At 65.3% G+C, this 26,352-nt stretch carries 25 protein-coding genes, 1 tRNA gene, 1 other RNA gene, 1 pseudogene and 1 riboswitch; of the genes and pseudogenes, 15 read left to right on the forward strand and 13 right to left on the reverse strand.

What is annotated here, in order from left to right; translation table 11 throughout:
- Positions 1-134 precede the first annotated feature (134 nt).
- The 7 genes from ffs to BN1233_RS05070 all read left to right on the forward strand — a co-directional run bounded on the left by ffs (position 135) and on the right by BN1233_RS05070 (position 6,011).
- Positions 135-231, forward strand: an RNA gene (gene ffs / locus BN1233_RS44115) — signal recognition particle sRNA small type.
- 51 nt (positions 232-282) lie between these two features.
- Positions 283-2,100, forward strand: coding sequence for a DNA polymerase III subunit gamma/tau (locus BN1233_RS05045; RefSeq protein ID WP_046862256.1), 1,818 nt, complete (start codon positions 283-285; stop codon positions 2,098-2,100).
- A 68-nt stretch (positions 2,101-2,168) separates the two neighbouring features.
- On the forward strand, positions 2,169-2,489 hold the full coding sequence (locus BN1233_RS05050) for a YbaB/EbfC family nucleoid-associated protein (RefSeq protein ID WP_046862257.1): 321 nt from the start codon (positions 2,169-2,171) through the stop codon (positions 2,487-2,489).
- Positions 2,490-2,495: 6 nt separating this feature from the next.
- Complete coding sequence (gene recR, locus BN1233_RS05055; RefSeq protein ID WP_046862258.1) at positions 2,496-3,101, forward strand: recombination mediator RecR; 606 nt, start codon at positions 2,496-2,498, stop codon at positions 3,099-3,101.
- A 116-nt stretch (positions 3,102-3,217) separates the two neighbouring features.
- Positions 3,218-4,057, forward strand: coding sequence for a 2,3,4,5-tetrahydropyridine-2,6-dicarboxylate N-succinyltransferase (dapD, locus tag BN1233_RS05060; protein ID WP_046862259.1), 840 nt, complete (start codon positions 3,218-3,220; stop codon positions 4,055-4,057).
- Between the two features lie 15 nt (positions 4,058-4,072).
- A complete protein-coding gene (gene dapE / locus BN1233_RS05065) occupies positions 4,073-5,242 on the forward strand; it encodes a succinyl-diaminopimelate desuccinylase (RefSeq protein ID WP_046862260.1) in 1,170 nt (389 codons plus the stop codon).
- 181 nt (positions 5,243-5,423) lie between these two features.
- A complete protein-coding gene (locus tag BN1233_RS05070) occupies positions 5,424-6,011 on the forward strand; it encodes a hypothetical protein (RefSeq protein ID WP_048708748.1) in 588 nt (195 codons plus the stop codon).
- Here the strand turns inward: BN1233_RS05070 and truA are convergent.
- Genes truA through def form a run of 4 tightly spaced genes read right to left on the reverse strand, consistent with a single transcriptional unit; the run spans position 5,990 to position 8,760 of the window.
- Positions 5,990-6,784 (reverse strand): tRNA pseudouridine(38-40) synthase TruA, encoded by a 795-nt coding sequence (gene truA / locus BN1233_RS05075; RefSeq protein ID WP_046862262.1) that lies wholly within the window; start codon positions 6,782-6,784, stop codon positions 5,990-5,992. The two genes, BN1233_RS05070 and truA, sit on opposite strands and share 22 nt — an antisense overlap.
- A gap of 37 nt (positions 6,785-6,821) precedes the next feature.
- Positions 6,822-7,310, reverse strand: coding sequence for a GNAT family N-acetyltransferase (locus BN1233_RS05080; protein WP_046862263.1), 489 nt, complete (start codon positions 7,308-7,310; stop codon positions 6,822-6,824).
- Positions 7,307-8,242, reverse strand: coding sequence for a methionyl-tRNA formyltransferase (gene fmt / locus BN1233_RS05085; protein ID WP_046862264.1), 936 nt, complete (start codon positions 8,240-8,242; stop codon positions 7,307-7,309). Before fmt ends, BN1233_RS05080 begins: the two co-directional genes overlap by 4 nt.
- A complete protein-coding gene (gene def / locus BN1233_RS05090) occupies positions 8,239-8,760 on the reverse strand; it encodes a peptide deformylase (protein ID WP_046862265.1) in 522 nt (173 codons plus the stop codon). Before def ends, fmt begins: the two co-directional genes overlap by 4 nt.
- A 130-nt stretch (positions 8,761-8,890) precedes the next feature.
- Between def and BN1233_RS05095 the strand changes: the two genes are divergently transcribed.
- Together BN1233_RS05095 and BN1233_RS05100 are read left to right on the forward strand one after the other, a co-directional pair.
- Positions 8,891-10,057 (forward strand): DNA recombination protein RmuC, encoded by a 1,167-nt coding sequence (locus tag BN1233_RS05095; protein WP_046862266.1) that lies wholly within the window; start codon positions 8,891-8,893, stop codon positions 10,055-10,057.
- Between the two features lie 233 nt (positions 10,058-10,290).
- Entirely contained in the window at positions 10,291-10,794 is a 504-nt protein-coding gene (locus tag BN1233_RS05100; protein ID WP_046862267.1) for a YciE/YciF ferroxidase family protein, read from the forward strand.
- 171 nt (positions 10,795-10,965) lie between these two features.
- Here BN1233_RS05100 and thiC read toward each other — a convergent pair whose 3' ends face one another.
- The 8 genes from thiC to rpmH form a co-directional block, all read right to left on the reverse strand.
- Positions 10,966-12,792, reverse strand: coding sequence for a phosphomethylpyrimidine synthase ThiC (thiC, locus tag BN1233_RS05105; protein ID WP_046862268.1), 1,827 nt, complete (start codon positions 12,790-12,792; stop codon positions 10,966-10,968).
- A 42-nt stretch (positions 12,793-12,834) separates the two neighbouring features.
- Positions 12,835-12,945, reverse strand: a riboswitch (TPP riboswitch).
- Positions 12,946-12,972: 27 nt separating this feature from the next.
- Complete coding sequence (locus tag BN1233_RS05110) at positions 12,973-13,767, reverse strand: pyrimidine 5'-nucleotidase (protein ID WP_082145153.1); 795 nt, start codon at positions 13,765-13,767, stop codon at positions 12,973-12,975.
- 273 nt (positions 13,768-14,040) lie between these two features.
- Positions 14,041-14,937 (reverse strand): acetylglutamate kinase, encoded by an 897-nt coding sequence (gene argB / locus BN1233_RS05115; RefSeq protein WP_046862269.1) that lies wholly within the window; start codon positions 14,935-14,937, stop codon positions 14,041-14,043.
- A gap of 104 nt (positions 14,938-15,041) precedes the next feature.
- Positions 15,042-15,413: a DUF423 domain-containing protein gene (locus BN1233_RS05120; RefSeq protein WP_046862270.1), complete on the reverse strand. Its 372-nt coding sequence runs from the start codon at positions 15,411-15,413 to the stop codon at positions 15,042-15,044.
- A complete protein-coding gene (gene yihA, locus BN1233_RS05125) occupies positions 15,410-16,057 on the reverse strand; it encodes a ribosome biogenesis GTP-binding protein YihA/YsxC (RefSeq protein WP_046862271.1) in 648 nt (215 codons plus the stop codon). The genes BN1233_RS05120 and yihA overlap by 4 nt, the downstream gene beginning before the upstream one ends.
- Before the next feature lie 27 nt (positions 16,058-16,084).
- Positions 16,085-17,953: a membrane protein insertase YidC gene (yidC, locus tag BN1233_RS05130; protein WP_046862272.1), complete on the reverse strand. Its 1,869-nt coding sequence runs from the start codon at positions 17,951-17,953 to the stop codon at positions 16,085-16,087.
- Positions 17,946-18,368: a ribonuclease P protein component gene (gene rnpA / locus BN1233_RS05135; protein WP_046862273.1), complete on the reverse strand. Its 423-nt coding sequence runs from the start codon at positions 18,366-18,368 to the stop codon at positions 17,946-17,948. The genes yidC and rnpA overlap by 8 nt, the downstream gene beginning before the upstream one ends.
- A gap of 16 nt (positions 18,369-18,384) precedes the next feature.
- Positions 18,385-18,519: a 50S ribosomal protein L34 gene (rpmH, locus tag BN1233_RS05140; protein ID WP_027314822.1), complete on the reverse strand. Its 135-nt coding sequence runs from the start codon at positions 18,517-18,519 to the stop codon at positions 18,385-18,387.
- Positions 18,520-18,865: 346 nt separating this feature from the next.
- Here rpmH and BN1233_RS05150 point away from each other — a divergent pair, with 346 nt between their 5' ends.
- From BN1233_RS05150 to BN1233_RS05170, 5 genes are all read left to right on the forward strand, one after another.
- The gene (locus tag BN1233_RS05150) at positions 18,866-19,681 is read left to right on the forward strand and encodes a TVP38/TMEM64 family protein (RefSeq protein WP_046862275.1); all 816 of its coding nucleotides are present in this window, start codon (positions 18,866-18,868) and stop codon (positions 19,679-19,681) included.
- 90 nt (positions 19,682-19,771) lie between these two features.
- Complete coding sequence (locus BN1233_RS05155; protein ID WP_046862276.1) at positions 19,772-21,217, forward strand: dihydrolipoyl dehydrogenase family protein; 1,446 nt, start codon at positions 19,772-19,774, stop codon at positions 21,215-21,217.
- A complete protein-coding gene (locus BN1233_RS05160) occupies positions 21,210-22,730 on the forward strand; it encodes a sensor histidine kinase (protein ID WP_063776672.1) in 1,521 nt (506 codons plus the stop codon). The genes BN1233_RS05155 and BN1233_RS05160 overlap by 8 nt, the downstream gene beginning before the upstream one ends.
- A 47-nt stretch (positions 22,731-22,777) precedes the next feature.
- Positions 22,778-22,854, forward strand: a tRNA-Arg gene (locus BN1233_RS05165).
- Between the two features lie 505 nt (positions 22,855-23,359).
- Entirely contained in the window at positions 23,360-23,719 is a 360-nt protein-coding gene (locus tag BN1233_RS05170) for a hypothetical protein (RefSeq protein ID WP_147706962.1), read from the forward strand.
- A gap of 353 nt (positions 23,720-24,072) precedes the next feature.
- Here BN1233_RS05170 and BN1233_RS05175 read toward each other — a convergent pair.
- A pseudogene (locus BN1233_RS05175) lies at positions 24,073-24,267 on the reverse strand (hypothetical protein); the annotation flags it as partial.
- 1,060 nt (positions 24,268-25,327) lie between these two features.
- Between BN1233_RS05175 and BN1233_RS05180 the strand changes: the two are divergent.
- Positions 25,328-26,170, forward strand: coding sequence for a Hint domain-containing protein (locus tag BN1233_RS05180; protein ID WP_046862278.1), 843 nt, complete (start codon positions 25,328-25,330; stop codon positions 26,168-26,170).
- The last annotated feature ends 182 nt before the right edge of the window (positions 26,171-26,352 follow it).

The raw sequence follows: 26,352 nt of genomic DNA on the forward strand, positions 1-26,352 counted from the left end.
CGAGGGAGGGTGTCATCCGGCCAGTTATTAGACGAGAGTGGCGCGATCCGCATCCTCTTGCGTCCGCTCCCCGCTCTGCCTCCTGCGCCCTGACGCTTCTTGCGTTTGCGCGTTCGAAAGGCCATATAACGGCCGGGAGGTTGGCGAGGGACGTCTCACTCGCCAACCGGGTCAGGTCCGGAAGGAAGCAGCCCTAACGAGACCGAACGGGTCTTCGTCCAGCCTCCCACCTGGTGCTCCCATTCGGCTCAAGCGCCGTCCAGTTTCTTAGCTCACCTGCCGATGGACGACACCGTAGCCGGCACGCCTCCCCTCGACGAGCTGGCTCTGCCCGGTTTTTCGCCAGCGAGTCCGGCAGCGACGCCGTACCGGGTTCTCGCCCGCAAATATCGCCCCAGGACCTTCGATGACCTGATCGGTCAGGAGGCGATGGTCCGCACGCTGTCGAATGGCTTCGAGACCGGACGCATTCCCCAGGCCTGGATGCTTACCGGTGTGCGCGGCGTCGGCAAGACGACGACGGCCCGGATCCTGGCGCGAGGACTCAACTATCAGCGTGCCGACGGAACCGGTCAGCCGACCGTCCACATGCCCGAGCTCGGCATCCACTGCGAGTCCATCATGGAATCGCGGCACGTGGACGTGCTGGAAATGGACGCCGCATCCCATACCGGCATCGAGGATGTCCGGCAGATCATCGACGGCATCCGCTATGCGCCGGTCAGCGCGCGCTACAAGGTCTACATCATCGACGAGGTTCACATGCTCTCCGAGAAGGCGTTCAACGCCTTCCTGAAGACGCTGGAAGAGCCGCCGCCACACGCGAAATTCGTGTTCGCCACCACCGAGATCCGGAAGGTTCCGGTCACGATCCTGTCGCGCTGCCAGCGCTTCGATCTGCGCCGGGTCGAGGCGGACGTGCTCGTCCAGCACCTCGAGCGCATCTGCCGGGCCGAGAACGTGACCGCAGATGAGGACGCTCTCGCGGCGATTGCCCGGGCGGCCGAAGGCTCGGTGCGCGACAGCCTCTCGTTGCTCGACCAAGCGATTGCCCACGGCGCGGGGACGGTCACCGCGGCGATCGTACGCGACATGCTCGGACTCGCCGACCGGGGCCGGATCATCGACCTGTTCGAGGCGGTGATGCGCGGCGACATCCCCGCCGCCTTTGCGGCCCTGCGCGACGCCTACGATGCCGGCGCCGATCCGGCCGTGATCGTGTCGGATCTCGCCGCCTTCACGCATGTCGTCACGCGCCTCAAGCTCATCCCGGATGCGGCGCGCGATCCGGCGCTCACCGAGATCGAGCGGGTCCGCGGCGCGTCCTTCGCAGAACGGCTCACGGTTCGCGCGCTGTCGCGCGCCTGGCAGATCCTGCTCAAGGGCCTTCCCGAAGTGCAGGGGTCGAACAGGCCGGTCGCCGCAGCAGAGATGCTGCTCGTGCGGCTCGCCTATGCGTCCGATCTCCCGACTCCGGACGAAGCTCTGCGGGCGCTGTCCCGCCACGGCGCGGCTGCATCGCCCGCCCCATCGCCTTCGGGAGGCTTCTCGCCAGGAGCAGGCCCCAGTGCGTCTTTGGCGCTCGCCACCGTGAATGCACGCCCCGAACGGCAGGCTCCGGCGCCCGCGCAGAATGCAGCTCCGGTTCTGCGCCTGCGCCGGTTCGAGGACGTGGTGGCCCTCGCCGGAGAGAGGCGCGAGATCAGCCTGAAGACCGCTCTCGAACGGGACGTGCGCCTCGTGCGCTTCGAGGAAGGCCAGATCGAGTTCGCGCTCGCCGAGGGTGGCAATCGCACCCTGGCGAACGATCTGAGCCGTGTTCTCCAGGAGTGGACCGGCGTGCGCTGGGTCGTCGCCCTTGCGGCGTCCTCGAACACCCCGACGCTCTATGAGCAGCAGCAGGCCGCGGCGCGCCAGCGAACCGAGGGGGCGGCAAACCATCCGCTCGTGCAGGCGGTGCTGTCCCGGTTCCCCGGCGCGCAGATCGTCAACGTCGTGGAAAAGGTGCGCGCTGCCGATGATTCCACGGCAGAGACGGATCTCCTCGGCACCGAGGATGCCGCAGCAGCACGGGAACTCGAAACGGACGACGACCTCTGATGAATGGGCCGGCGCCCGGTGCGCACCGGGCAAACGGCGAGTGAAACCAAGGCGGAACGGAGAGAGTGATGCGTGATCTGATGGGGATCATGAAGCAGGCGCAGGCCATGCAGCAGAAGCTGAAGGATGCGCAGGAGGAACTCGAAAACCTCGAAGTCGATGGAGCGGCGGGTGGCGGCATGGTCGCCGTGAAGGTCACGGCGCGCGGCCAGGTGAAATCCGTCCAGATCGATCCTTCTCTCCTCGTGCCGGACGAGAAGGAGATCCTCGAGGATCTCCTCGTGGCTGCCCTCAACGATGCGCGCACGAAGGCCGAGCGCGTCAGCCAGGAGCGCCTCGCAGAGGTCACGAAGGGGCTGCCGCTTCCACCCGGTCTCAACCTGTTCTGACCACCTATGGCCGTGTCCGTTGCAGGTCCCGAAATCGAGAGGCTGATTCAGCTGCTCGCCCGCATACCCGGCCTTGGCCCGCGCTCGGCCCGGCGCGCAGCGCTGCATCTCATCAAGAAGCGCGACACGCTGCTCGCGCCGTTGAGCGAAGCGATGCGCGTGGCGAGCGAGCGGATTGTCGTGTGCTCGACCTGCGGCAATGTCGATACGTCCGATCCCTGCACGATCTGCGCCGACCCGCAGCGCGATCCCGGCATCATCGTGGTTGTCGAGGATGTCTCGGATCTCTGGGCGCTCGAACGGGCCGGTGCCCTCAACGCGCGCTATCACGTGCTCGGAGGCGTGCTGTCTCCACTCGACGGCGTGCGCCCGGAGCATCTCAACCTCGACCGCCTCGTCGCCCGGGCGTCGGAGCCCGGCGTGTCCGAGATCCTGCTGGCGCTCAACGCCACGGTGGATGGCCAGACGACGGCGCATTACATCACGGAACTCCTCGCCCACCTGCCCGTACGCGTGACGCGGCTGGCCCATGGCGTGCCCGTCGGAGGCGAACTCGACTATCTCGACGAAGGCACGCTCTCGGCCGCCATCCGGCAGCGCACGGCTCTTTGAGTCGAGAAGAGGCTCGTCGAGCGCAGCCCGCTTGGGCGCGCTCTTCGACCGCCATTTGCCTTTGTTGCGAAAGCCAGTAAGCAGCCGCGGTCATTCCTTAGCTGCCGAGGCCCTTCATGCATGCCGAACTTGCCCAGACGATCGAAGCCGCGTGGGAGAACCGCGCGGATGTGACCGCCGCGACGACGGGCCCGGTCCGCGATGCCGTCGGGACGGCGCTGAATCTGCTCGACCGCGGGGAGGCGCGCGTCGCGGAGAAGATCGACGGAAGCTGGCATGTGCACCAATGGCTGAAGAAGGCCGTGCTGCTGTCCTTCCGCCTCAACGACATGACGACGATCCCGGGTGGTCCGGGCGGCGCCGTGTGGTGGGACAAGGTGCGCTCGAAATTCGAGGGCTGGACGGATGCGCAGTTCCGCGCCGCGGGTTTCCGCGCCGTCCCGAATTGCGTGGTGCGGCAGGGCTCGTTCATCGCGCCCGGCGTCGTGCTCATGCCGTCCTTCGTCAATCTTGGCGCCTATGTGGGCGAAGGCACGATGATCGACACCTGGGCAACGGTTGGGTCATGCGCCCAGATCGGACGCCATTGCCACATCTCCGGCGGAGCCGGGATCGCCGGCGTCCTCGAGCCCCTGCAGGCGAACCCGGTCATCATCGAGGACAATTGCTTCATCGGCGCCCGCGCGGAAGTTGCGGAGGGCGTGATCGTCGGCGAGGGATCCGTCCTGTCGATGGGCGTCTATATCGGCGCCTCGACCCGCATCGTCGATCGCGAAACCGGTGAGGTCTTCAAGGGCCAGGTCCCACCCTTCTCCGTCGTGGTGCCGGGCGCGATGCCGGGCAAGCCGCTGCCGGACGGGAACCCCGGTCCCTCACTCTATTGCGCCGTGATCGTGAAGCGCGTCGACGCGCAGACGCGCGCGAAGACCAGCATCAACGAACTCCTGCGCGACTGAACCGCCGGACTCCTCATGCCCCACACGCCGCTCTCTCTCGCCGCGAGCCTCGTGCGCTGCCCCTCCGTCACGCCTCAGGAAGGCGGAGCGCTCGCCTTCCTTGCGGGCGTGCTGCAGGAGGCGGGGTTCACGGTGCACCGGCCGGTCTTCTCCGAGCCCGGCACGCCCGATGTCGAGAACCTTTATGCGCGCTTCGGGGCCGGGAGCCCCTGTCTCGTTCTCGCGGGGCATACGGATGTCGTGCCGCCCGGAGATCCCGCCCTCTGGCGCCATGATCCCTTCGGGGGCGAGATAGAAGAAGGCGAACTGTTCGGACGCGGGGCCGTCGACATGAAGGGCGGCATCGCCTGCATGGTCGCGGCCGTCCTCCGGTTCCTCGAGGAGCGGCCGGCCTTCGCGGGCTCGATCGCCTTTCTGATTACCGGGGACGAGGAGGGGCCCGCGGTCAACGGAACCGTGAAGCTCCTCCAATGGGCGCGGGAGCGTGGCGAACGCTTCGACCATTGCATCCTGGGCGAGCCCACGAATCCGAACGTACTCGGCGAGATGCTCAAGATCGGCCGGCGCGGCTCGCTGACCGCACGCCTCGCGGTTCACGGGAAGCAGGGCCACGTCGCCTACCCGCATCTCGCCGAGAACCCGATCCCGGGACTGCTCCGGCTCCTCACCGCTCTTGTCGCAGAGCCGCTCGATGCAGGAACGGCGCATTTCGACGCTTCGAATCTCGAGGTCACGAGTGTCGATGTCGGCAACCCGGCTTCGAACGTGATCCCCGCGGAAGCGCGTGCAGTCTTCAACATCCGGTTCAACGATCTCTGGTCGCCCGAGTCTCTGGCCGCCGAGCTGGACCACCGCCTGCGCGAGGCTGCCGGAAATACGGTTCGTTATACGCTGACCGTCGAGCCGACCAATGCCGTGGCGTTCCTCACGCCTCCCGACCAATTCGTGGCATTCATGAGCGAAGCCATCGAAGAGGCGACCGGGCGGCGTCCCGTTCTTTCGACGACGGGTGGGACCTCGGATGCGCGCTTCATCAAGGACGCCTGTCCGGTGGTCGAGTTCGGCCTCGTCGGCCAGACGATGCATCAGGTCGATGAGCGCGTTGCGGTCGCCGACCTCGATCGTCTTGCCGCGATCTATCTTTCGGTGCTGCGCCGCTATTTCGCGGCTTCTGCAGGGGGCTAAACCGGGAGCCACCTGCCCCGGTGGCGGTAGTGCGGATCACACGATCGAGTGAATGCCCGCGCAAGGCGCCCGTGTTATAATTTTACGATGTGATGCCGTCGGCCGCTGGCTCGCCGCCTCGACCCGGGAACCTGCCGGCGGGCGGAGTCGTTTGGTGTGCGTCGCACAAGGAGCCCCCTTGATGGTTACGGCGGACGAAGTGCAACGTTCCGTGCGCGGCACGGTCGATCTGCTGCAGCAGAAGCAGGAAGCGCTGCGGAGTTTCGATGTCAGCGAGGCTGGATTCTGGAGGTCTTTCGAGGCGATCTGGCTGACACTTCCGGCGCTGACGGTTTCGTTTGTTTTTGCGGAGCGCCGCCTCGTCAGCAACGGCGTTGATATCGGCCTCTGGATGGAGCTGGCGCTTTTCCTCTTTGTCAGCTTCTGCCACGTCGTCAGCTTCGTCGCGTTGCCGGTTGCCATGGCGTTCCTCGCGCGCAGGCTCGGCCTTGGCTGGCGTTATGTTCCATTCGTGATCGTCACGAACTGGGTCAATGTGTTTTCGCTCTCGGCACTGTCGATCCCAGCAGTCCTGATGCTCCTCGGCTGGATTCCCTCGGGCATTGCCGCCCTCACGGGCCTCGTCCTCGCGGTGCTGCTTTTGAGGGTGCAGTGGTTCGCGACGAAGCTCACTTTGGGCGTTTCGGACTCGCTGGCGTTTACGCTCGTGGCGCTTGGCCTGTGCCTCTCGTTCGTCGTCGGGGTCTTTCAGAGCTGGGTGATCGGATGATCATCGGTCGCGGGATCTTTTGACGGATCCCGTACACCGTAGTCCACCCCGACGAGGTAGAGACCGCAAGGTGGCGCCATGGGGCCGCAGCGCGCCCGGTCACGGGCGTCGAGGGCAGCGCGGACGTCGGCGACGCTCCAGCGGCCGCTTCCCGCTTTCATGATCGTACCGACCATCGAGCGCACCTGATGGTGGAGAAAGGAGCGCGCCGAGGCATGGACGCGAATCTCCTCGCCGAGCTCTTCCAGGTCGAAACGGTCGAGAGTGCGGATCGGGCTGTTGGCCTGGCATTCGGCGGCCCGGAATGTCGTGAAGTCGTGCCGACCGACCAACTCCCGTGCGGCGCGCTGCATCTCGTCGGCCCGGAGCGGCCACGGGACGTGCCAGACCCGGTTGACGTCGAGAGCGGAGGGAGGGCGCCGGTTGAGGATCCGATAGAGATAATGACGCTTCACCGCCGAAAGCCGGGCGTGGAAGCCATCATCGACCTGCATCGCACTGACGACGACCACGGGCTCGGGACGAAGATGCGCATTCAGCGCGTCTCGCACCGTATCGGTCCGGTGATCGCGCGAAAGATCCACATGGACCACCTGATGCAGCGCGTGCACGCCAGCATCGGTGCGCCCGGCGCAGTGGATGCGCACCGATTCACCGCAGAACCGCTCGATGGCCTCCTCGACTGCCTGCTGCACCGATCGCCCATTGAGCTGGCGCTGCCAGCCCGTGAAAGACGTGCCGTCATATTCAATGACGAGCTTGTAGCGCGGCATCTCCCGTCACCCGATCGTCTGCGCGTCGCATGGCATGTCAGCTCAGCGCCGCGAAGGCCGGAGCATAGTGTACCGTTCCCGCGATCTGCCGTGCGCGCCTCGTGAGTGCCCGCGCCTGGAGAGACGGGCCGGAATAAGGTGTCCGGAGTTCCTGCGCGGCACGAGCGCTGAATCCGAAGCGGGCGTAGTAATCGGGATCGCCGAGGACGAGCACGAGATCCTCTCCGCCCTCTACCAGCATTTCGAGCCCTGTCGTGACGAGGGCCGTACCGTGCCCCCGGCGCCGATATCCCTCCGCAGCGGCGAGCGGCGCGAGCGCGGTGATGCGCAGGTCAGTGGGCTTCATGCTCATGCGGGAGAACGCGACATAGCCGACTACGCTTTCCACGACGGACACGAGTTCGAGAACGAGGTCGCCGTCATGACGCAAGGCGCAGACGAGGGCTGCTTCCTGCGGGCTCGGGAAGGCAGTCTCCAGAAGCTCGCCGATCGCAGCGTAGTCATCGGGGAGAGCTTGACGGATCACGGTGCAAGCGCCGCGCCGGACGCAAGCCGTACGCCACGCAGGAACTCTACTGCGGGGAGTGGCCCGCGGCCGGCCCGCTGAACCGTGATCAGGCGTAGGGCACCCTCTCCGCACCCCACGATGCCTTCCGCATCGAGAAGTTGGCCGGGAGTCCCGCTTGCATCCACGAGCGCGGCCCGCAGCACCTTCACGCGTTCCGGGCCCTTTCCGAAATCGGCCTCGAAGAAGGCACCGGGAAAAGGCGAGAGGCCGCGCACGTGATCGTGCACCGCCTGCGCGCTCAAGGTCCAGTCGATGCGCGCTTCGGCGTTCGTGATCTTCTGGGCGTAGGTGATGCCCTCGGGAGCCTGTGGGGTGAATTCGAGCGCCCCGCGGGAGAGGGCAGCAAGCGCCCGCACCATGAGATCCGCTCCCAGAGCCATGAGGCGGTCGTGCAGTTCGCCGGCATTCATGTCGGGGCCGATCTCGACTCGCTCGATCATGCCGACCGGTCCGGTGTCGAGGCCCTCTTCCATGCGCATGACGGCGGCGCCGGTCTCCCGGTCGCCGGCCATGATCGCGCGCTGGATCGGGGCGGCGCCGCGCCATCGCGGCAGGAGCGAGGCATGAAGGTTCAAGCAACCGAGAGCGGGCGCCTCGAGGATCGGCTTGGGGAGGATCATCCCGTAGGCGACGACGACCGCCACATCGGCCTGATGGGCGCGGAAAATCTCGGCCGCCTCTTCGGTGCGGAGCGACTTCGGCGTGAGCACGGGGATCCCGAAACGCTCCGCGAGCCGGTGCACGGGGGATGGCCGCAGATCCATGCCGCGCCCCGCGGCGGCCGGCGCACGCGTATAGACCGCGCACACGTCATGGCCATGGCCGATGATTTCCGAGAGCGTCGGAACCGCGAAATCCGGGGTTCCCATGAAGACGACGCGCAGGCTCATCCGGCCTGTGCCTCGCGTCTCGCCGCTTTCCTGAACTTGGTGATCACCCGATCACGCTTGAGCTTCGAGATGTGATCGATGAAGAGCACGCCGTTGAGATGGTCGATCTCGTGCTGGACGCAGGTCGCCATCAGGCCTTCGGCGTCCCGCTCGACGACATTGCCGTCGAGATCCGTGTAGCGGAACCGGATCCGATCCGGCCGCTCGACCTCCTCGTAATATTCGGGAATCGAGAGGCACCCCTCCTCGTAGGCACGCAACTCCTCGGAGGCCCAGGTGATCTCCGGATTGATGAGCACCATCGGATTGCGCTCATCCTCGCTCTTCGACACGTCCATGGTGATGAGGCGCTTTGGCACGCCGATCTGAATCGCGGCGAGTCCGACGCCGGGCGCATCGTACATCGTGTCGAGCATGTCCTTCGCGAGCTGCCGGATCTCGTCGGTAATAGGGCCGACGGGCTCGGAGACGAGGCGAAGCCGGGAGTCCGGCAGAATGACGAGGGGGCGAATGGTCATGAGGCGGTTCGGAGCATCCGGCCGGCGAAATCCACAAGGACTGCGGCGATGCCCGCGGGAGATAAGCGCTCGTTAACCGGCGGTCAAATCGTTCGCGGTCTGTTCGGGGTAGACCAGGGAGACCTCGCTCATGAAGGACATCGCGCTCGTCGTCGCCGGCCGGGCATTCACTTGGGGGGATCTCGTCCTCTTCGGCGGCGGGCTCTGTCTCGTCATGCTCCTCGTCACGGTCTGGCAGCTCATGCGGGCGCGCCGGGAGCGGATCTTCGAGGCCGCCCTCGCATCGGAGCGGGCGCAGGAGATGGACGACAGGGTCGCGGATCTGACCCGCCTTCAGGCCGAGATCAGCGGGCGACTTCAGACCGTGGCCGAAGTGTTCGGAAGCCGGCAGGGGGAATTCGCCAGGCTCGTCGCCGAGCGGCTCGAGGGGCTGCAGCACCGGATGGGGCAGGGGCTCGAGGCGAGCGCGCGGCATCAGGCTGAGAACCTCTCAAAGCTTCACGAGCGCCTGGCGGTCATCGATGCGGCACAGAAGAACCTAAAAGATCTCACCGGCGAGGTGCTGAATCTTCGTGACGTTCTCGCCAACAAGCAGAGCCGTGGCGCTTACGGCCAGGGGCGCATGGAGGCGATCATCCGTGATGGGCTCCCGGCCGGCTGTTTTCAGTTCCAGGCGACGCTTTCCAACCGCACGCGGCCGGACTGCCTCGTTCACCTTCCGGGTGATGCCCGCCCGCTCGTGATCGATGCCAAGTTCCCGCTCGAAGGTTTCATCCAGTTCCGAAACGCCAGGGACGACGAGGCGAGGGCTCGCGCGGCGTCACGGGTGCGCGGCGACCTTGCCGTCCACGTTCGCGACATTTCCGAGAAGTATCTCCTTCCCGGCGAGACGCAGGATCTCGCCCTGATGTTCGTCCCGGCGGAATCGATCTATGCGGATCTCGCCGAGTTCTTCGAGGACATCGTTCAGAAGGCTCACCGCGCACGCGTGGTGATCGTGTCGCCTTCCCTTCTTTCCCTGGCCATCCAGGTTCTGCAGGCCCTCGTGCGCGATGCGCGCGTGCGCGAAGAGGCCCGGATCATCCAGACGGAGGTCCAGAAGCTCGTGCGGGATGTCGGGCGGCTCGGCGAGAGAGTCGCACGGCTCGACGGGCACTTTCGTCAGGCCCAGGAGGACGTGGCGCAGATCCGCACCTCGACCGAGAAGATCACCAAGCACGGCGCCCGCATCGAGGCGCTGGAATTCGCCGAAGCGGACGCCGAGATGCCGAGCTTGCGCGCGGTGCACACCGCGTGAATGCGAGGCACATTGCAACGGCAAAGCTGATGCAATGCACGCCGATGAGCGTTGCGCTCCCAGTGTATTCATGAAGCCAAGCTTGCCGAGACGGGGAAGCCGTTGGACGCGCTCGGCACAGGAACCCGCGCATCACCCTTCGCGTTCAGCCCATAACCGCACGTCGCGAAATGCGACCGGTCTGTCGCGCGTCCCGCGATTTCTTTGCAACGAATATCAGAGGAGCTATGCCTATGGGCCTCCTGTCAAAGGACATCAAGACACTCGACGATCTGTTCGTGCATGGGCTGCAGGACATCTACTATGCCGAGCAGCAGATCACGAAAGCTCTGCCGCAGATGATCAGCAAGGCGAGCGATCCGCAACTCAAGCAGGCCTTCGAGAGCCATCTTGGCGAGACCAAGCAGCAGATCCAGATGCTCGAACAGGTCTTCCGGATGCACGGTCAAGAGGCGAAGGGCGTAACCTGCCCGGCCATCGACGGCATCATCGACGAGGCTCAGGACATTGCGGGCGAAGTCGAGGACTCGCAGGTGCTCGATGCTGCACTGCTTTCCGCAGCCCAGGCCGTCGAGCATTATGAGATCACCCGTTATGGTACCTTGACCGCCTGGGCCAAGCAACTCGGACGCCAGGACTGTGCCCAGATCCTGCATCAGATCATGGAGCAGGAGAAGGCGACCGATGAGAAGCTCAACCGGATCGCCGAGAGCAAGGTGAACGTCCGGGCTGCGTAATATTCAAGCGTCGGCGCTGACACCCCTCACCCGGCTGCTTCGCAGCCGACCTCTCCCACAAGGGGAGAGGTGACGTGCAGCGCCGACGTCTTCACCTCTTTCTCGATGGGAGAGGTCGACGCCCGAATGGCGGCGGGTGAGGGTGGCGGCGCTTATATACCGGGTGAACTTCTACGCTTCCGCCTTCACGTACAACGCCCCACCGCCCGCGCGGAATTCTTCGCTCTTCGTCTGCATCCCTGCCAGTGCTTCCGCTTCCGCACGCAAGTCCTGTGTGATCTTCATCGAGCAGAATTTCGGTCCACACATCGAGCAGAAATGCGCAACCTTGTGGGCGTCCTTGGGCAGGGTCTCGTCGTGATACTGGCACGCCGTGTCGGGATCGAGCGAGAGGTTGAACTGGTCCTCCCACCGGAAGTCGAAGCGGGCTCGTGAGAGAGCGTCATCCCGCATTTGCGCGGCCGGATGTCCCTTGGCGAGATCGGCCGCGTGTGCTGCGATCTTGTAGGTGATGACACCGGTCTTCACGTCGTCGCGGTTCGGCAACCCGAGATGCTCTTTCGGGGTGACGTAGCAGAGCATCGCCGTTCCGAACCAGCCGATCATGGCGGCGCCGATCGCCGAGGTGATGTGATCGTAGCCGGGCGCGATGTCGGTCGTGAGCGGGCCGAGCGTGTAGAACGGCGCTTCTCCGCATTCGCGAAGCTGCTTGTCCATGTTGATCTTGATCTTGTGCATCGGCACGTGGCCGGGCCCCTCGATCATGACCTGGCAGCCCTTGTCCCAGGCAATGCGTGTAAGCTCGCCGAGTGTTTCGAGTTCTGCGAACTGGGCGGCGTCGTTCGCATCGGCGATCGAACCGGGCCGCAATCCGTCGCCGAGTGAGAACGAGACGTCGTAGGCGCGCATGATGTCGCAGATCTCGTCGAAGCGCTCGTAGAGGAAGCTCTCACGGTGATGCGCGAGACACCAGCGTGCCATGATCGAGCCGCCGCGGGAGACGATGCCGGTCACGCGTTTTGCCGTGAGTGGCACATAGGCGAGCCGTACGCCGGCATGGATGGTGAAATAATCGACGCCCTGTTCGGCCTGCTCGATCAGCGTGTCCTTGAAAACCTCCCAGTCGAGTTTGGTCGGATCGCCATCGACTTTCTCGAGTGCCTGATAGATCGGAACCGTGCCGATCGGCACAGGTGCGTTGCGCAGGATCCAGCCGCGGATGTTGTGAATGTTGCGACCGGTCGAGAGATCCATGACCGTGTCGGCGCCCCAGCGGATCGCCCAGACGAGCTTCTCGACTTCCTCCGCAGCGCCCGAGGTCACGGCCGAATTGCCGATATTGGCATTGATCTTCACCAGGAAGTTCCGACCGATCGCCATCGGCTCGAGTTCCGGATGATTGATGTTGGCGGGAATGATGGCGCGTCCGCGCGCGACTTCCTGGCGGACGAATTCCGGCGTGATGAGGGGCGGGATCTCGGCCCCGAAACTCTCTCCATCGGCGAGCTTCGCCTCAGCATCCATGAGCATCTTTTCGCGCCCGAGATTCTCGCGGTGCGCGACGTAGATCATCTCCTCGGTGATAATTCCGGCACGGGCGAATTCGAGTTGCGTCACCGGAGCACCGGGCCGGCCTTTGAGGATCCTGCGCTCCGCGGGGCAGGGTGGCACGAGGCGGTCGGCACTCACGTCGCCATTGTCCTCCGGGCGCACGGCGCGTCCCGCGACCGGATCGAGCGCGCGGGAGCCGAGCCAGGCCGAACGAAGGGCAGGGAGGCCACGCGACAGATCGATGACGGTATCGGGATCCGTATAAGGGCCCGATGAGTCGTAGAGCCGCACGGGAGGCTCGTTCGGATCCGAAAGCGCGATTTCCCGGAACGGTACGCGAATCTCCGCGCGGTCCTGCGGGCAGGAATAGATCTTGCGCGATCCACGGACGGATCCCGTGGTCACGGTCTGGGGAAGATTCTTCGAGGGCAGGACAGGGGCGTTCATTCTTTCCTCCTTGACTCCGGAGGAACGGAACGGGCGCCTGCGGCCGTCCGAACGTTCCAGTCCCTCCGCCGGCATGACCCGGATCAGGTTCAAGGGTCAGGGCGGATGACTAGCCCAATCTCAGCTCCTTCCGGAGCTCCCCTCGGAACGAGCCGACACTCGTCCTCGAGGGGCGTCTTGTCAACTGCCAGTATCAGCTTGGCCGGATTCGGGGTCCGAGGGCGCGTCCGCGCCGATGTCGATGCCCTTAGCGGGCCCGACGCGATCCCGCAGGAACGACGAGAGCTCGTTCGTGATGTGATCGATGTGCGGCGCCTCGACGGCTTCCTGTTCGAAGCTCTCGCGGAACGGATCGATCGTCTTCGGGATGATCAGGATCGTCGTCATGCCGAGATCGTGCGGCACGACGAGATTCTTCGCGATGTCCTCGAACATCGCGGAGCGCTCCGGATCGACGCCGTGCCGCTCGAGAAAGCGTTCGTAGGCGCGCCGTTCCGGCTTCGGCACGAAATCGCTCGCGACGATGTCGAACACGTCCTCGAAATGGTCGAGAATCCCGATCTTGCGGGCGACGTTCTCCGCGTGCTTGCGTGAACCGTTCGTGAGAATGAGCCTGCGACCGGGCAGGCGCTCGATCGCCTCTCCGAGTGCCGTGTTCAGCGCGATATCCGAATGATCGATGTCGTGAGCGAAATCGAGGAAGTCATAAGGATCGATCCCGTATTCCTCGATCAGCGCCCGCAACGTCGTGCCGTATCGATGATAGAAGTATTTCTGCAGAGCCCGTGCGGAGAGCCCGTCGAGCCCGAAGAGATCCGCGATATACAGCGTGATCCGCTCGTCGACCTGCGGCCAGACCCGCGCTTCATGAGGATAGAGCGTGTTGTCGAGATCGAAGATCCAGGTGTCGACATGCGCGAAGCCGCGCGCAGACGTGGCGGAAACATGAGGCCGGATCGGGGGAGGGCCGTTCATTGGATTACCCAGACGCAAATGGGGCCGAGAGCAAGATCGGCACGAACGATCCCGGCCTCGAAAGCGCACTCCGCCGGAGTGCGTAATTTCGCACGACCGGGGCCATTCGCACGGATTCCGCGCACGGGCCCCATAACGGGAAGATAGGTTCGGAAATGGCCCGAGGGAAGATTCCGCCCTCACACGCGATCGAGGAGCCTCCCCGCGCCGGATTCATGCCCCTTCCTGTCAGGAGGGGAATTTGGCAGTTCCCTCGATAGGAGGATGACGCACCTACTCACGACGGATGAGCGTGCCGGCGCCGTGGTCCGTGAAGAGTTCGAGCAGAACCGCATGGGGCACTTTGCCGTCGAGGATCACGACCGCCTCGACACCCTGCTCGAGGGCGTAGATACAGGTCTCGATCTTCGGGATCATCCCGTCGGTGATCGTGCCGTCCGCGATCAGCCGACGGCAATCCTCGATGGTCAGTTCGGGAATGAGGTTCCGGTTCTTGTCGAGGACGCCGGCGACATCGGTCAGGAGCAGGAGGCGCTTCGCCCGCATGGCGCCCGCGATGGCGCCCGCGAAGGTGTCCGCGTTCACGTTATAGGTCTGGCCGTCGGCGCCGACCGCGATCGGCGCCAGAACGGGGATAAGCTCCGCCTTCACGACTGCGTCGAGAACGTCGCGGTTCACCGACTCGGGCTCGCCCACGAAACCGAGATCGACGATCTTCTCGATGTTGGAATCCGGATCCGCCACGGTGCGAGTGACCTTGCGTGCGGTCACCATGTTCCCGTCCTTGCCGCAGAGCCCTACGGCTTTGCCGCCCTCGGTACCGATCCAGCCGACGATCTGCTTGTTGATGGAGCCAGCGAGGACCATCTCGACGATCTCGACGGTCGCGGCATCCGTGACCCGCAGGCCCGCCTTGAACTCGGACTCGATCCCGAGCTTCTGGAGCATCCGTCCGATCTGCGGACCGCCGCCATGCACGACGATCGGCTTGATGCCGGATTGCTCGAGCAGGACGATATCCTCCGCGAAATCCTCGGCCGCCGCGCGGTCTCCCATGGCGTGGCCGCCGTATTTGACCACCACGATCTCCTGATCGTAGCGCTGCATATGAGGCAGGGCCTGGACGAGCACCTCTGCGCGGATGTGCACGTTGGGCAGGGATTCGGTCATGGAAGAACGCTCTTTCGTCTCGCGGCGGGGCGCGGGCGTTCTAGAGAATTTTTCGGGGAAGTGAAATCTCGGATCCATGGCGGCCGGGGCATTCCCGCCAAGCCTCAGCGAGGGTGCGGGACCACCGCAGCGACGAGGCACAGGAGCCAACCCGTCATCAGCGTGAAGCCGCCCGCGGGCGCGGCATAGGGAGCGAGGCGCACGCCTTCGAAAGCGCGCCGCGCCAGATCACCGCAGAAGAGGACGAGGCCGATCGCCAGGAGGAGGCCGCCCGCGCGCGCCAGGCCGGGCCTCAGGACACCTCCGTGCGAGAGAGCCGCAACTCCGAGGAGAGCCGGGGCATGGGCGAGCAGAAAGCGCGCTGCGGTATCGAGTTGCGCCCCGGAGACATGATGGGCGGCGAGCGCCGAGAGGGCGATGCCGAGAATGCCGCAAAGCGCGCCGATGCCTGCGAGTGCCCGGTCGGAGCCGCTCACGCGCCCCGTTCCAGCAGCAATTGCGCGATGGCGGCGCGCAATTCGGGAATGCCCGCGCCGGTGCGGCTCGAGGTCGGCAGCACGATGGGGTGAGCGGCCGGACGGCGGGCGAGGGCCGCGCTGGTTTCCGCGACCCGCGAGGCGAGGCCGCCTCCCTTCACCTCGTCGGCCTTGGTGAGCACCACCTGGTAGGAGACGGCAGCACTGTCGAGGAGGTCCAGGATCGTCTGATCGACTGGCTTGATCCCGTGGCGGGCGTCGATGAGCACATAGACGCGCGCGAGGCTGGCGCGGCCGCGCAGGTAATCGTGGATCAGCTTCGTCCAGGTGCCGACCTTCTCCTTCGAGACGGCGGCGTAGCCGTAGCCCGGCATGTCCACGAGGCTGAAACGGCCGCCGATCTCGAAAAAGTTGAGTTCCTGGGTCCGGCCCGGCGTGTGCGACGTGCGCGCGAGCGCATTACGCCCCGTCAGGGCATTGACGAGGCTCGACTTGCCCACATTGGAGCGACCCGCGAAAGCGATCTCGACCGGGCCCATGGGAGGCAGGCCCGGCAGGCTTCCCGCAGCCCACCGGAAGCCGGCTTCGCCTGCAAAGAGCAGGCGGCCTGCTTCGAGGAGCTCAGGATCGAATGCCTCGCTCATCGGTTGCGAGCCGGGCGGGTTCAACCATCAACCTTTCGCAGGCGCCTTGCGGGCGAAGACACTACGCAGGTTGTCCCACAGCTCGACCTTCACGCCGTGACGCCTCATGATGAGGTATTGCTGCGTGATCGAGAGCGTATTGTTCCAGGCCCAGTAGATCACGAGGCCGGCCGGGAACGACCCGAGCATGAAGGTGAAGATGATCGGCATCCAGCCGAAGACCTGCTTCTGCACGGGGTCGGCGGGCTCCGGGTTCATCTTCATCTGGAGCCACATCGTGATGCCCATGATGATGGGCCACACGCCGAGCATCAGGAAGTGCCCGACCACCGGCACGGCGGCCGGGTCGTAGGGGATCAGTCCGAACAGGTTGAAGATCGAGGTCGGGTCGGGGGCCGCGAGGTCCTTGATCCAGCCGAAGAACGGCGCGTGCCGCATCTCGATGGTGACGAACAGGACCTTGTAGAGCGCGAAGAAGACGGGGATCTGGATCAGCACCGGCCAGCAGCCGGCCACCGGATTGATCCTCTCCTTCTTGTAGAGCTCCATCAGAGCCTGCTGCTGCTTCATCTTGTCATCCGCGAAGCGGTCGCGGATGGCCATCATCTCCGGCTGCACCGCCTTCATCTTCGCCATCGAGGCGTAGGATTTGTTGGCGAGCGGAAAGAACAGGATTTTCAGGAGAACGGTCACGATCAGGATCGAGACGCCGAAATTCCCGAAGAGATGGTAGAAGAAGTTCAGGACTTTGAAGAGCGGCTTGGTGATGAAGTAGAACCATCCCCAGTCGATCAGCAGATCGAAGTTCTTGATCCCGAGCGTCTCCGCATACTGATCGACGACGCGGACCTCCTTCGCGCCAGCAAACAGGCGTGATGACACTTCGGTCGTCGCCCCGGGTTCGATCGTGCGCGCCTGGCCGAGCATGTTGGCCTGGTAGACGTGGCCAGCGCCCTCCTGCCGGGAGGTGAAGGACCCCTGGTAGGTCTGCGTCTGATCCGGGATGACGGCGGCCGCCCAGTACTTGTCCGTGATGCCGACGAAGCCGCCCGTCACGGAATTCCAGACATGGCCGACCGTGTTCTGGCCCGGCACCGGTTCGCCCTTGTCGACGGCATCATACTTCCATTCCTGGAGGCCCTGATCGCCGAGCACGCCGACCAGGCCCTCGTGGAGCACGTAATAACCCAGCGTCGCGGGCTTCCCATGACGGGAGACGAGGCCATAGGGATAGAGGCTGACGGGTGCGCCGCTGCGGTTCTCGACGGCATCCCTGACCGTGAACATCGACTTGTCGTCGACGGAGATGGTGCGGGTGAAGAGGAGGCCCTGGCCGTTGTCGTAGGTGAGCCTCACCGGACGATCGGGCGTCAGCGTAGTGGAATCCGCCGTCCAGACCGTGGTCGGGCCGGGAACGGTATCGGGCTGACCACCGACGAAGCCGAATTCGGCATAATAGGCCTTCGGGCTGCCCGACGGCGAGAAAAGAACGATGTTCGGGCTGTGCGGATCAACCTGCTCCCGATAGTTCTTGAGGACGACGTCGTCGATGCGCCCGCCCCGCAGGTTGATCGAGCCCGACAGGCTCGGGGTAGCGATGCTCACCCGCGGCGAGCGCGCGAGCGCCGCCTCACGGGTTTCCACCGTGGGCGCCCCAGGCGTGGACGGTATCGTGCCGGGCACCGGAGCCGCCGGGCCGCCGGCCTGGCTCGGGGAGGGGGCCTGAGCGCCGGGCGCCGGCTGCGCGCCCTGCTGTGCCGTGTGCTGCTGCGCAGCCTGTTGCTGGGCGAGCCGCTGCTTCTCGGCTTGCGGAACGCCGTAGAAGTAGTTCCAGCCGAGTAGGATCGCGATCGACAGCGCGATGGCGATGAGGAGATTTCGATTGTCTTCACGCATTGTGTGATCCGCCAGGCTCGCGGTCTTTGGAGAGGATCCCCGGATCCGGGCGGGGCGCCGGCCGTTCCTTCGGCCGCCTCACCGCCTTCAGGGCGCGGCGAAGATCCTCGATGAGGGTCTCGTAGTCAGCAGAGAGAATGTCGCGTCGCCCGATCACCACCACATCCATATCGACGGCGGTGTGGTCTCCCGCGGCATCGGCCATGGCCGCTCTGAGGCGCCGGCGGATGCGGTTTCGCTCCGTCGCGTGGCCCACCTTCCTGGTGACGGTCAGTCCGAATCTGAGGCCCTGCGCGTCACCGCGACAGTGGCCCTGGACCGTCATCCGCTGGGTATGGAAGCGGCGGCCGGAGGCCGCCGCGACGAAATCCGATCGTTTCGTCAGACGCCCGACTATGTGCGCGCGGGCGCGCATCGGGCGAGCGCAGCCGTCAGGCCGACAGGCGCTTGCGGCCGTGCGCGCGGCGTGCGGCGATGACCTTGCGGCCACCCTTGGTCGCCATGCGGGCACGGAAGCCATGCCGCCGCTTGCGGACGAGCTTGCTGGGTTGATAGGTCCTCTTCACGGCTCATCTCCGTCCAACGCGGGCGAACGCCTCCCGGCGCCTCTCGCCCCCGCGGGTTCGTCCCGAAACTGTTTTAGAAACGCGAGCAGCGCCCACGATGAGCGCTGACTGGCCGCGCGCTTATGGCGGAACGCCTGTGCGAAGTCAATGTGCGCGCGGACGCACAGGCAATCTTTGGCGCCACCTTTGGCGTCACGGAGCCCAGGCGCGATCACGCACTCGCGGCCCGGACCGCCATGCGCTTGTGCCTTGCAGGAATACGCGATGTTTCTCGCTCTCACGAGGCCGTGACGGGTGCTGTGTCGTGGCTGCCGCCGCGCTACTCTCCGGTCGCACGGAGGATGATGTGAGCGAAGGAGAGGCCGGGAGCGACGAGTCAGGGCAGCGGCGGATCCTCCTGCGTATTCTGCCGGCTCTCGTCCTCGTGCTCGGATTCGTTGCGTTCTTCGCAAGCGGTGCCCATCGCTATCTCAGCCTCGCGGCGATCGTGGAGCACCGGGACCGTCTCCGGGGCCTCGTCGCGTCCCACGGACTGAGTACGATCCTCGTCTATATGTCGGTCTACGTGACGGCGGTCGCCCTCTCGGTCCCTGGCGCCGTCTTCCTGACGATCCTCGGAGGCTTCCTGTTCGGCTGGCTCCTCGGCGGAGCGCTCGCCTCCTTGTCCGCCACGCTCGGCGCGACGGCCCTGTTCCTGATCGCCCGCACCTCGATTGGTGATGCGCTGCTGAGGCGCGCGGGCCCGCGCGTGCAGGCGCTCGCAGCCGGGTTCCGAGAAGATGCCCTGTCGTATCTCCTGTTCCTTCGCCTTCTGCCGATCGTTCCGTTCTGGATCACGAATCTCGCCAGCGCGTTCTTCGGCGTGCCGCTGAGAATCTATGTTCTCGCGACGCAGATCGGCCTGATTCCCGCAACCTTTGCTTTTGCCATTGCGGGCTCCGGGCTCGACAGTGTGATCGCCGCGCATCGCGAGGCCAGAGATTCATGCCTCGCCGCGGCCCGTGCCGATTGCGAAATTGGTCTCAGCGTGGAGAGCCTGCTCACCCCGGAGATCGTCATCTCTCTGGTCGTCCTCAGCTTCCTCGCTCTCGCCCCGGTTCTGGCGAAGCGTCTCGCACGGAGATTCGGCTCTTCGGAAGCGCGTCGCGCCTCAGGCGGCTGAAAGGCGGCTCATGGGGTTGTCGATGCATCCGCCCGGCCGAATTGACCGAGCCGAAACAAAGCTGGTTTCCTCATCAAGGAGGCATGCAGCGTGAGCGAGGTTCTGCAGCCGGATTTGTGCGTGATCGGGGCAGGCTCGGCCGGCCTGTCAGTTGCGGCCATCGCGGCCTCGTTCGGGGTGCCGGTGGTGCTGATCGAGCGGGCGCGCATGGGCGGCGAGTGCCTGAACACGGGCTGTGTTCCCTCGAAGGCGCTGATCGCGGCGGGCGAGCGCCGCCACGCCGCGGAGGCTGCCGCGGCCTTCGGCGCGTTGCCGCCCCTCCTGCTCCCCTCGGCCGATTTCTCCCACGTGCGCGACCATATCAGGAGCGTCATCGCGGCAATCGCGCTGAATGATTCGCAGGAGCGTTACACGGCCATGGGCGTGATGGTGCTGCGCGACAGCGCCCGCTTCACGGATGCGCAGACGGTTGAGGCCGGATCGCGCACGATCCGCGCCAGGCGCTTCGTCATTGCGACGGGCTCGCAGCCTGCCGTCCCCCGGATCCCAGGACTCGAGGCTGTCCCCTATCTCACGAACGAGACCATCTTTGACGTCGCAGAGCGGCCCGCCCGCCTCGTCGTGATCGGCGGTGGGCCGGTCGGCGTCGAGATCGCCCAGGCCTTTCACCGGCTCGGGACGCCGGTGATCATCGTCGAAGCCGAGCCCCGTCTGCTCCCGCGGGACGACCCGGAACTGGCCGGAGTAGTGGAACGGACCCTCATGCGCGAGGGGATCAGCCTGCGCCTCGGCATGGCGATCGAGCGCGCCGAGATGCGCAACGGCAATGTCGCACTGATTCTGAGCCGGGACGGACGCGAAGAGAGCCTCGAGGGGAGCCACCTTCTCGTCGCGACCGGACGCCGGTCGGTCGTCGATGATCTCGGACTCGAGGCGGCCGGGATCCTCCACGACCGGACGGGCATCACTGTCGATCGGGGGCTGCGGACCACGAATCGCCGGGTCTATGCGATCGGCGATGTCGCGGGAGGGCTTGCCGCCGCCTTCCGCTTCACGCATGCCGCCAGCCACCAGGCCGGCCTCGTGATCAGGAACGCCCTGTTCCGCCTTCCCGTACGCGTCGACGATGCGCCGATGCCGCGGGTCACCTACACGGATCCGGAACTCGCCAGCGTGGGGTTGTCCGAAGAGGATGTCCGGGCGAAACGGCGATCCTTCCGGATCCTGCGCTGGACCTTCGCGGAGAACGACCGGGCCCAGGCTGAGCGTGAGACCGCCGGGCTCGTGAAGGCGATCGTCACCCCGCGGGGGCGGATTCTCGGCTGCGGCATTGCCGGTGCGCGGGCGGGCGAGCTCATCACTCCCTGGACGCTCGCGATCGCCAAGGGGCTCAAGGTGCAGGATCTCGCCGCGCTCGTCGTTCCCTATCCGACCTTCTCGGAAGTCACGAAGCGGGCGGCCGTCGAGTTCATCCGGCCGGCCGCCCAGAGCGCCTGGGCGCGGCGCGCGATCAACCTGGTGCGACGCCTTGGCTGATCCTCCCGCGACCGGGGCACCCGATGGTTTTCAGCGGCAGCTGGCGGCGCGGCTCGGGCTTTCCGGCCGCATCCTGTTGCTCACGATCCTGTTCGTGATGATCGCGGAGGTCCTGATCTATGTGCCGTCCGTCGCGAATTTTCGCTTCAACTGGCTGAACGATCGCGTGGCCGCAGCGCAGATCGCGGCCGTCGTTCTCGATGCGGCCCCCGAGGAGCGGATCTCCGAGGAACTCGAGGATCGCCTGCTCAACGGCGTCGGCGCGGAAGCGATCGCGGTGCGGTCCGGCGGAGCCCGTCGCCTCCTGGCGCGGGCCGAGAAGCCTCCGATGGTCGCCAAGACCATCGATCTCAGGGAGAGTCGCTGGTGGACCCTGATCGAGGATGCCTTTTCCGTTCTCCTCTTTCCCGCCGACGAGCCGATTCGCATCGTCGGCCATGGAATGGGCGTCGATTTCGTCGAGATCATCATCGACCAGCGTCCGCTCCGAATCGCGATGCTGGACTTCTCCCGCAACATCCTCCTGCTGTCGCTGCTCATCTCCGGGATTACAGCGAGCCTCGTCTACCTGGCGCTGCAATGGGTGATCGTGCGGCCGGTGCGACGGCTCACCGGCAACATCGCGGCTTTCGCAAGCGATCCGGAGAATGCGGCGCGCATCATCCGGCCGAGCGCCCGGGCCGACGAGATCGGCGTCGCCGAGCAGGCGCTGGCCGGGATGGAAACGGTCCTCGCGGACGAGCTTCGGCAGAAGCGGCGGCTTGCGGAACTCGGGCTCGCGGTCAGCAAGATCAATCACGAGCTCAGGAATATGCTGAGCGTGGCGCAGCTTCTGACGGACCGCCTCGAAGGCGACCGCGGCCGCGCCGCTGCCCAGAGGGTCGCGCCACGCCTCGTTGCGACGCTCGACCGGGCCATCCGCTTCTGCGAGGCAACGCTGGCCTACGGCAGAGCAGTGGAACCGCTGCCGCAGCGCCGTCGGGTCAAGCTCGCGCCGCTCGCGCGCGACCTCGAGGATCTGCCTGCCTTGGCGCCAGGCGCCGGAATTGCCGTGGAGCTCGCGATCCCGGAGGACCTGGTGATCGACGCCGACCCGGACCAGATCTCGCGCGTCCTCCTGAATCTCGGTCGCAATGCCATCCAGGCCCTCAGCCAGGCCGGCGCCACGGACGGGCCGCCTCGCCTGCGGGTTTCGGCAGAGCGGAGCGGGAGCGTCGTCACCGTCACGGTCGAGGACAACGGCCCCGGCGTGCCGGAGCGCGCCCGCGCGAATCTCTTCACGGCCATCAGGGGTGCATCACGAAACGGCGGCGCCGGCCTGGGACTGGCGATCACGGCCGAGCTCGTGCGCCTGCATGGCGGCACGATCGCTCTCGAGGACACGCCCGTCGGGGCCCGCTTCGTCTTCACGATCCCGGACAGCACTTCGGGAGTCGGGCGTGTGGACGAGGCCGGCGCAAAGGACACTGCAAAGGTCGAGAGGGGTGTTGCCAAGGACCCGGGAACACGCTAGACCGCCCGCCTCCGGCCAACATGCCCTCCCGGGCATCCCGCCGATCAGCGCCCGTAGCTCAGCTGGATAGAGCACCAGACTACGAATCTGGGGGTCAGAGGTTCGAATCCTTTCGGGCGCGCCATTGTTTCCGCAACATTTTTTCGCTTAGAGCGCCGTGCGCTGCTTCCCAGAAATCGCGATTGGGAAGCACATGGGAAGCAGCACAGCAGGAATGACTGCCGGCAGCGCCATGCTCGCCGGCCTTTAGGCCCAAGAAGCGACTCTCCGCCAACTGTCTCCGAGCTGATCCCTCAGTTGGCTAATGCCCTGGACAGGCTAGGGAGTGCCATTCTGAACCGCCGGCAGACGGCTTGACCGAGGCGAAGGCTGCCGATCGGCAGGGTCCGCCTCGCGCAGCACCAAGACGCGATTCGCGGCGGGCTGAATAATCGGAACGCAGCCGACGGACGGCGATCGCACCGACGCCATCCTCGCAATAGCGGAGATCGAGAAGGCCCGTAAGGCGCTCAACGACGCCTGCCACGGCATTAACGGGCTTGGGATCTTCAATGGCCCTACAACCGCAGAGCCCTTGCGGCCGCCCGTGAGGCGATCGAGCGGGCCGAGAAGATCATGCAGGAAACCACTTGGCCGACAGACGAGGATTACGACGTTGCCTGATCCGCTTGCGCCGCAGTCGCCGCCGCGCCTATGACGAGACTGGCGCCGAGATCCCGCCGATGACGCTGGGCTCCATGCGCGCGCACGGCATCCGCGTGATCGATGCGTTCTGCGAGGCGGCCGGCTGCGGGCATGCCGCGACGCTCACCGTAGACGAGCTGCCCGACGCGCTACCGGTCCCCGACGTGAGTCTGAGGCTGCGCTGCTCGAAGTGCGGCAGCCGTTCGATCCACACCCGGCCGAACTGGACCGAGATGCGGGCGGCCGGCATGAGGCGGGATAATGAGGTGCGGAACAAACCGGGAGTGTTGTCACAATCGGTCTAAAACGTCCCGAACGGTCAAGAACATCGGGGCAACAGACAGGGCGCGTGGCCGGGCGGCTAGACCGTCTGGCCACGCCGCCCGGCGCGTCGTCGCGGCCTACGAGGAGCTGCTGCGGCGGGCGCGCGGCTGGAGGCTGGCGCCGGAGGATTACGACACCGCGTGAGGCCACATGATTTGCAGAAGACGCTTCACGGAACCCAAGTTCAGGCGAGGCGGGGGCATGCCGAACAAGAACCCGCCCGGCCTGAAGTGACCGAGCGGGGGCAGAGGTCACGGCCCGTCGAGATCGGCAGCCTCACAGGCCGTGGAGGCTGCTAGTGCCGACCCCGAGGACCCGTATGGATGTGGTTCTTATCTCCATATCCGTTGCCGGGTTTGGAGCCCGATGCCGCGATGGCCTCGGAGGTCAGCGACGTGGACAGCAGCATGGTGACGGCGGGCGGCACCGTCGCGGCAAACTTTCCACACCGCTTCAGGAACTCACGCCGATCATCGTCGCTGGACGACACCTGATCGGGTGTCGGGAGGGGAGTCGGTTCACGTTCCATAGGGACTCTCCTTGGGTGCGAAGGGCCAAGCCCATCCGCCCCAGGCCACAGTAGCCGGTTCCCGAGTAGAAGCAGAGGGACCCGAAGTAGTAACACCCGGCAGCACATCGATCGGCCATCCGCTTGGAATAGAGAGAGTTTAGAAGCGGACCTGGGTGAGATTTGCACCGTTTGCGGAAGCCCTGTTTCCGGAACGAGGAGGGGCATCAGGCTATTATACAGGAGTGCCACTCGTATTCTGGTTCCGGGTCACCAGCGATGGTAGCCATTTATGCGCTCATAGCTCTTGTCGTGGCAATGATCACCTCCGCCCTCACGGGGTTGCTGGGCACTCAAGACGCTCTGTCCGTTTTGCTCTGGGGAATCGCTGGTGCAAACGTGGCGATCCTATCGCTCGCCATGTGCATGTTGTGCTCAGTGGATGCGGACAGCCCTGACGGACTTCAGCGCACGCGCGGAACAAGCCCGGATCGCTGTCACGATCTGTCGAGAACGCTGGCGCAAAAGGTCGAAGGTCGAGAACATCGGCGCAACAGGTCAAGAGTGACGCCTGGCGTTCCGCGCGCGTGAAGCGCCGCTCTGCTCACGCTATGGCCCGCCACATCGCGAATTGTTTCCATCGTGGAAGAAAATCGGAGCGGGAGCGCAGTGCCTCCGTGCTTCCTTCGTGTTGGCGAGTCGCAACTCACTGCGCCGCCTCATGCATTGGGAGGCGCATGCGGCGGGATGTCAACGAAGGGGCGTTGATCCGATGTGAGAGGCCGCCGAAAGCCTCGCATTGTAGCCGCCCACGATCTCGAAGCCGGCCACCTTGGAAGCCAAACGGCCAATGTTTACAAACAAAAGTTGACCCCCTTCATGCTTTTGCGGGAGGGGGCTGCCAAAATTGCTACAAGTCTTCACGCATGTGATATTTCGCAGCTTCTTACAACAGCATAGTTACGCCATAGTTTTCGCCCTCGATAGCGAGACTAGTTCCTAGTAGATGGACTCTAAATACTGAACCGAGTTCACATCTTACCTCTTGGCGGGCAACCTCACTCCTCAGGGAGGATTCTCGATGTCCCAAGCTCCAGAACGGTATCGGTCCGCGAACCAAGCACGGCGTCATTTCCTGGGCATCGCAGCCGCCACGAGCGCCAGGGCTGCCGCGATAGGCACTCTGGCCATGACAGCCCTTTCGTCATCCGCACATGCTGCCCAGCGCAGCGGCGATCAGGGCGATCAGAACGATCAGGGTGATCAGGGCGGCGGCCGCCCACATTGCTATCTCCGCGGCACCGCCATCCTGACCCCGACCGGCGAGGTTCGGATCGAGGATCTCCGGATCGGCGATCTCGTCGAGACGGTGCGCGGCGAGGCCATGCCGATCAAATGGATCGGCCGCCATGTCTTCCGAAAGAGCGGCTCCTCCTGGAGCAAGAGCGTGATGCCGATCCGCGTCTCGCGCCATGCGCTCGACGCGCGCACGCCTCAGGCGGATCTCTACCTCTCCCCCGAGCACGCCCTGTTCATCGACGGCGTCCTCATGCCCGTGCGGGAACTCGTGAACGGGATCTCGATCGTGCCTGCGCTGCCCGAGGGCACAGAGGTCATTGAGTATTTCCAGATCCTGCTCGACAGCCATGAGGTGATTCTGGCCGAGGGGGCCCCGACCGAGACCTATCTCCTGCGCGGGCGCGATTACGAGAGCTTCACGAACTTCATCGAATACGAGCGGCTCTACGGGCATGAACCGCGTCCCGCGCTGACGCCTTTCGCGCCGCTGGTGAGCTACAATGGCGGCCGGGCGCACCTGAAGGCGCTGCTGCTCCTTGGAATATCTCCCTTCGTCCAGGTTCGTGACCCTGTCGGAAGTGCATACGAGAGACTCGCCACACGGGCAGAGGAACTCGTCAGCTAGAAGGGCTAGAGCCGCTTAAGGGGCCACCTCAGAATAGGCAGCCACGACCTTCTTGACGGCTCGTGGCTGATCTTGCCCGGAGGGATTCACAAGCCTACTGGCCCGGCTCACGGCCGGGTCTATTTCGTCGATCTAGGGGGCGAGAACGCTCCTCTCGCGCCAGCGCGTAATCATCCCGCGTT

This window comes from Microvirga massiliensis (genome assembly GCF_001006805.1).
Taxonomy (GTDB): domain Bacteria; phylum Pseudomonadota; class Alphaproteobacteria; order Rhizobiales; family Beijerinckiaceae; genus Microvirga; species Microvirga massiliensis.

Coding starts and splice junctions, on each gene's coding strand:
- BN1233_RS05110 (WP_082145153.1), bottom strand. CDS start 13,767: ATGAACGGCCCTCCCCCGATCCGGCCTCATGTTTCCGCCACGTCTGCG.
- dapD (WP_046862259.1), top strand. CDS start 3,218: ATGCATGCCGAACTTGCCCAGACGATCGAAGCCGCGTGGGAGAACCGC.
- truA (WP_046862262.1), bottom strand. CDS start 6,784: ATGCCGCGCTACAAGCTCGTCATTGAATATGACGGCACGTCTTTCACG.
- dapE (WP_046862260.1), top strand. CDS start 4,073: ATGCCCCACACGCCGCTCTCTCTCGCCGCGAGCCTCGTGCGCTGCCCC.
- BN1233_RS05100 (WP_046862267.1), top strand. CDS start 10,291: ATGGGCCTCCTGTCAAAGGACATCAAGACACTCGACGATCTGTTCGTG.
- BN1233_RS05095 (WP_046862266.1), top strand. CDS start 8,891: ATGAAGGACATCGCGCTCGTCGTCGCCGGCCGGGCATTCACTTGGGGG.
- fmt (WP_046862264.1), bottom strand. CDS start 8,242: ATGAGCCTGCGCGTCGTCTTCATGGGAACCCCGGATTTCGCGGTTCCG.
- BN1233_RS05045 (WP_046862256.1), top strand. CDS start 283: ATGGACGACACCGTAGCCGGCACGCCTCCCCTCGACGAGCTGGCTCTG.
- recR (WP_046862258.1), top strand. CDS start 2,496: ATGGCCGTGTCCGTTGCAGGTCCCGAAATCGAGAGGCTGATTCAGCTG.
- BN1233_RS05180 (WP_046862278.1), top strand. CDS start 25,328: ATGTCCCAAGCTCCAGAACGGTATCGGTCCGCGAACCAAGCACGGCGT.
- thiC (WP_046862268.1), bottom strand. CDS start 12,792: ATGAACGCCCCTGTCCTGCCCTCGAAGAATCTTCCCCAGACCGTGACC.
- yihA (WP_046862271.1), bottom strand. CDS start 16,057: ATGAGCGAGGCATTCGATCCTGAGCTCCTCGAAGCAGGCCGCCTGCTC.
- BN1233_RS05050 (WP_046862257.1), top strand. CDS start 2,169: ATGCGTGATCTGATGGGGATCATGAAGCAGGCGCAGGCCATGCAGCAG.
- rnpA (WP_046862273.1), bottom strand. CDS start 18,368: ATGCGCGCCCGCGCGCACATAGTCGGGCGTCTGACGAAACGATCGGAT.
- BN1233_RS05070 (WP_048708748.1), top strand. CDS start 5,424: ATGGTTACGGCGGACGAAGTGCAACGTTCCGTGCGCGGCACGGTCGAT.
- def (WP_046862265.1), bottom strand. CDS start 8,760: ATGACCATTCGCCCCCTCGTCATTCTGCCGGACTCCCGGCTTCGCCTC.
- argB (WP_046862269.1), bottom strand. CDS start 14,937: ATGACCGAATCCCTGCCCAACGTGCACATCCGCGCAGAGGTGCTCGTC.
- yidC (WP_046862272.1), bottom strand. CDS start 17,953: ATGCGTGAAGACAATCGAAATCTCCTCATCGCCATCGCGCTGTCGATC.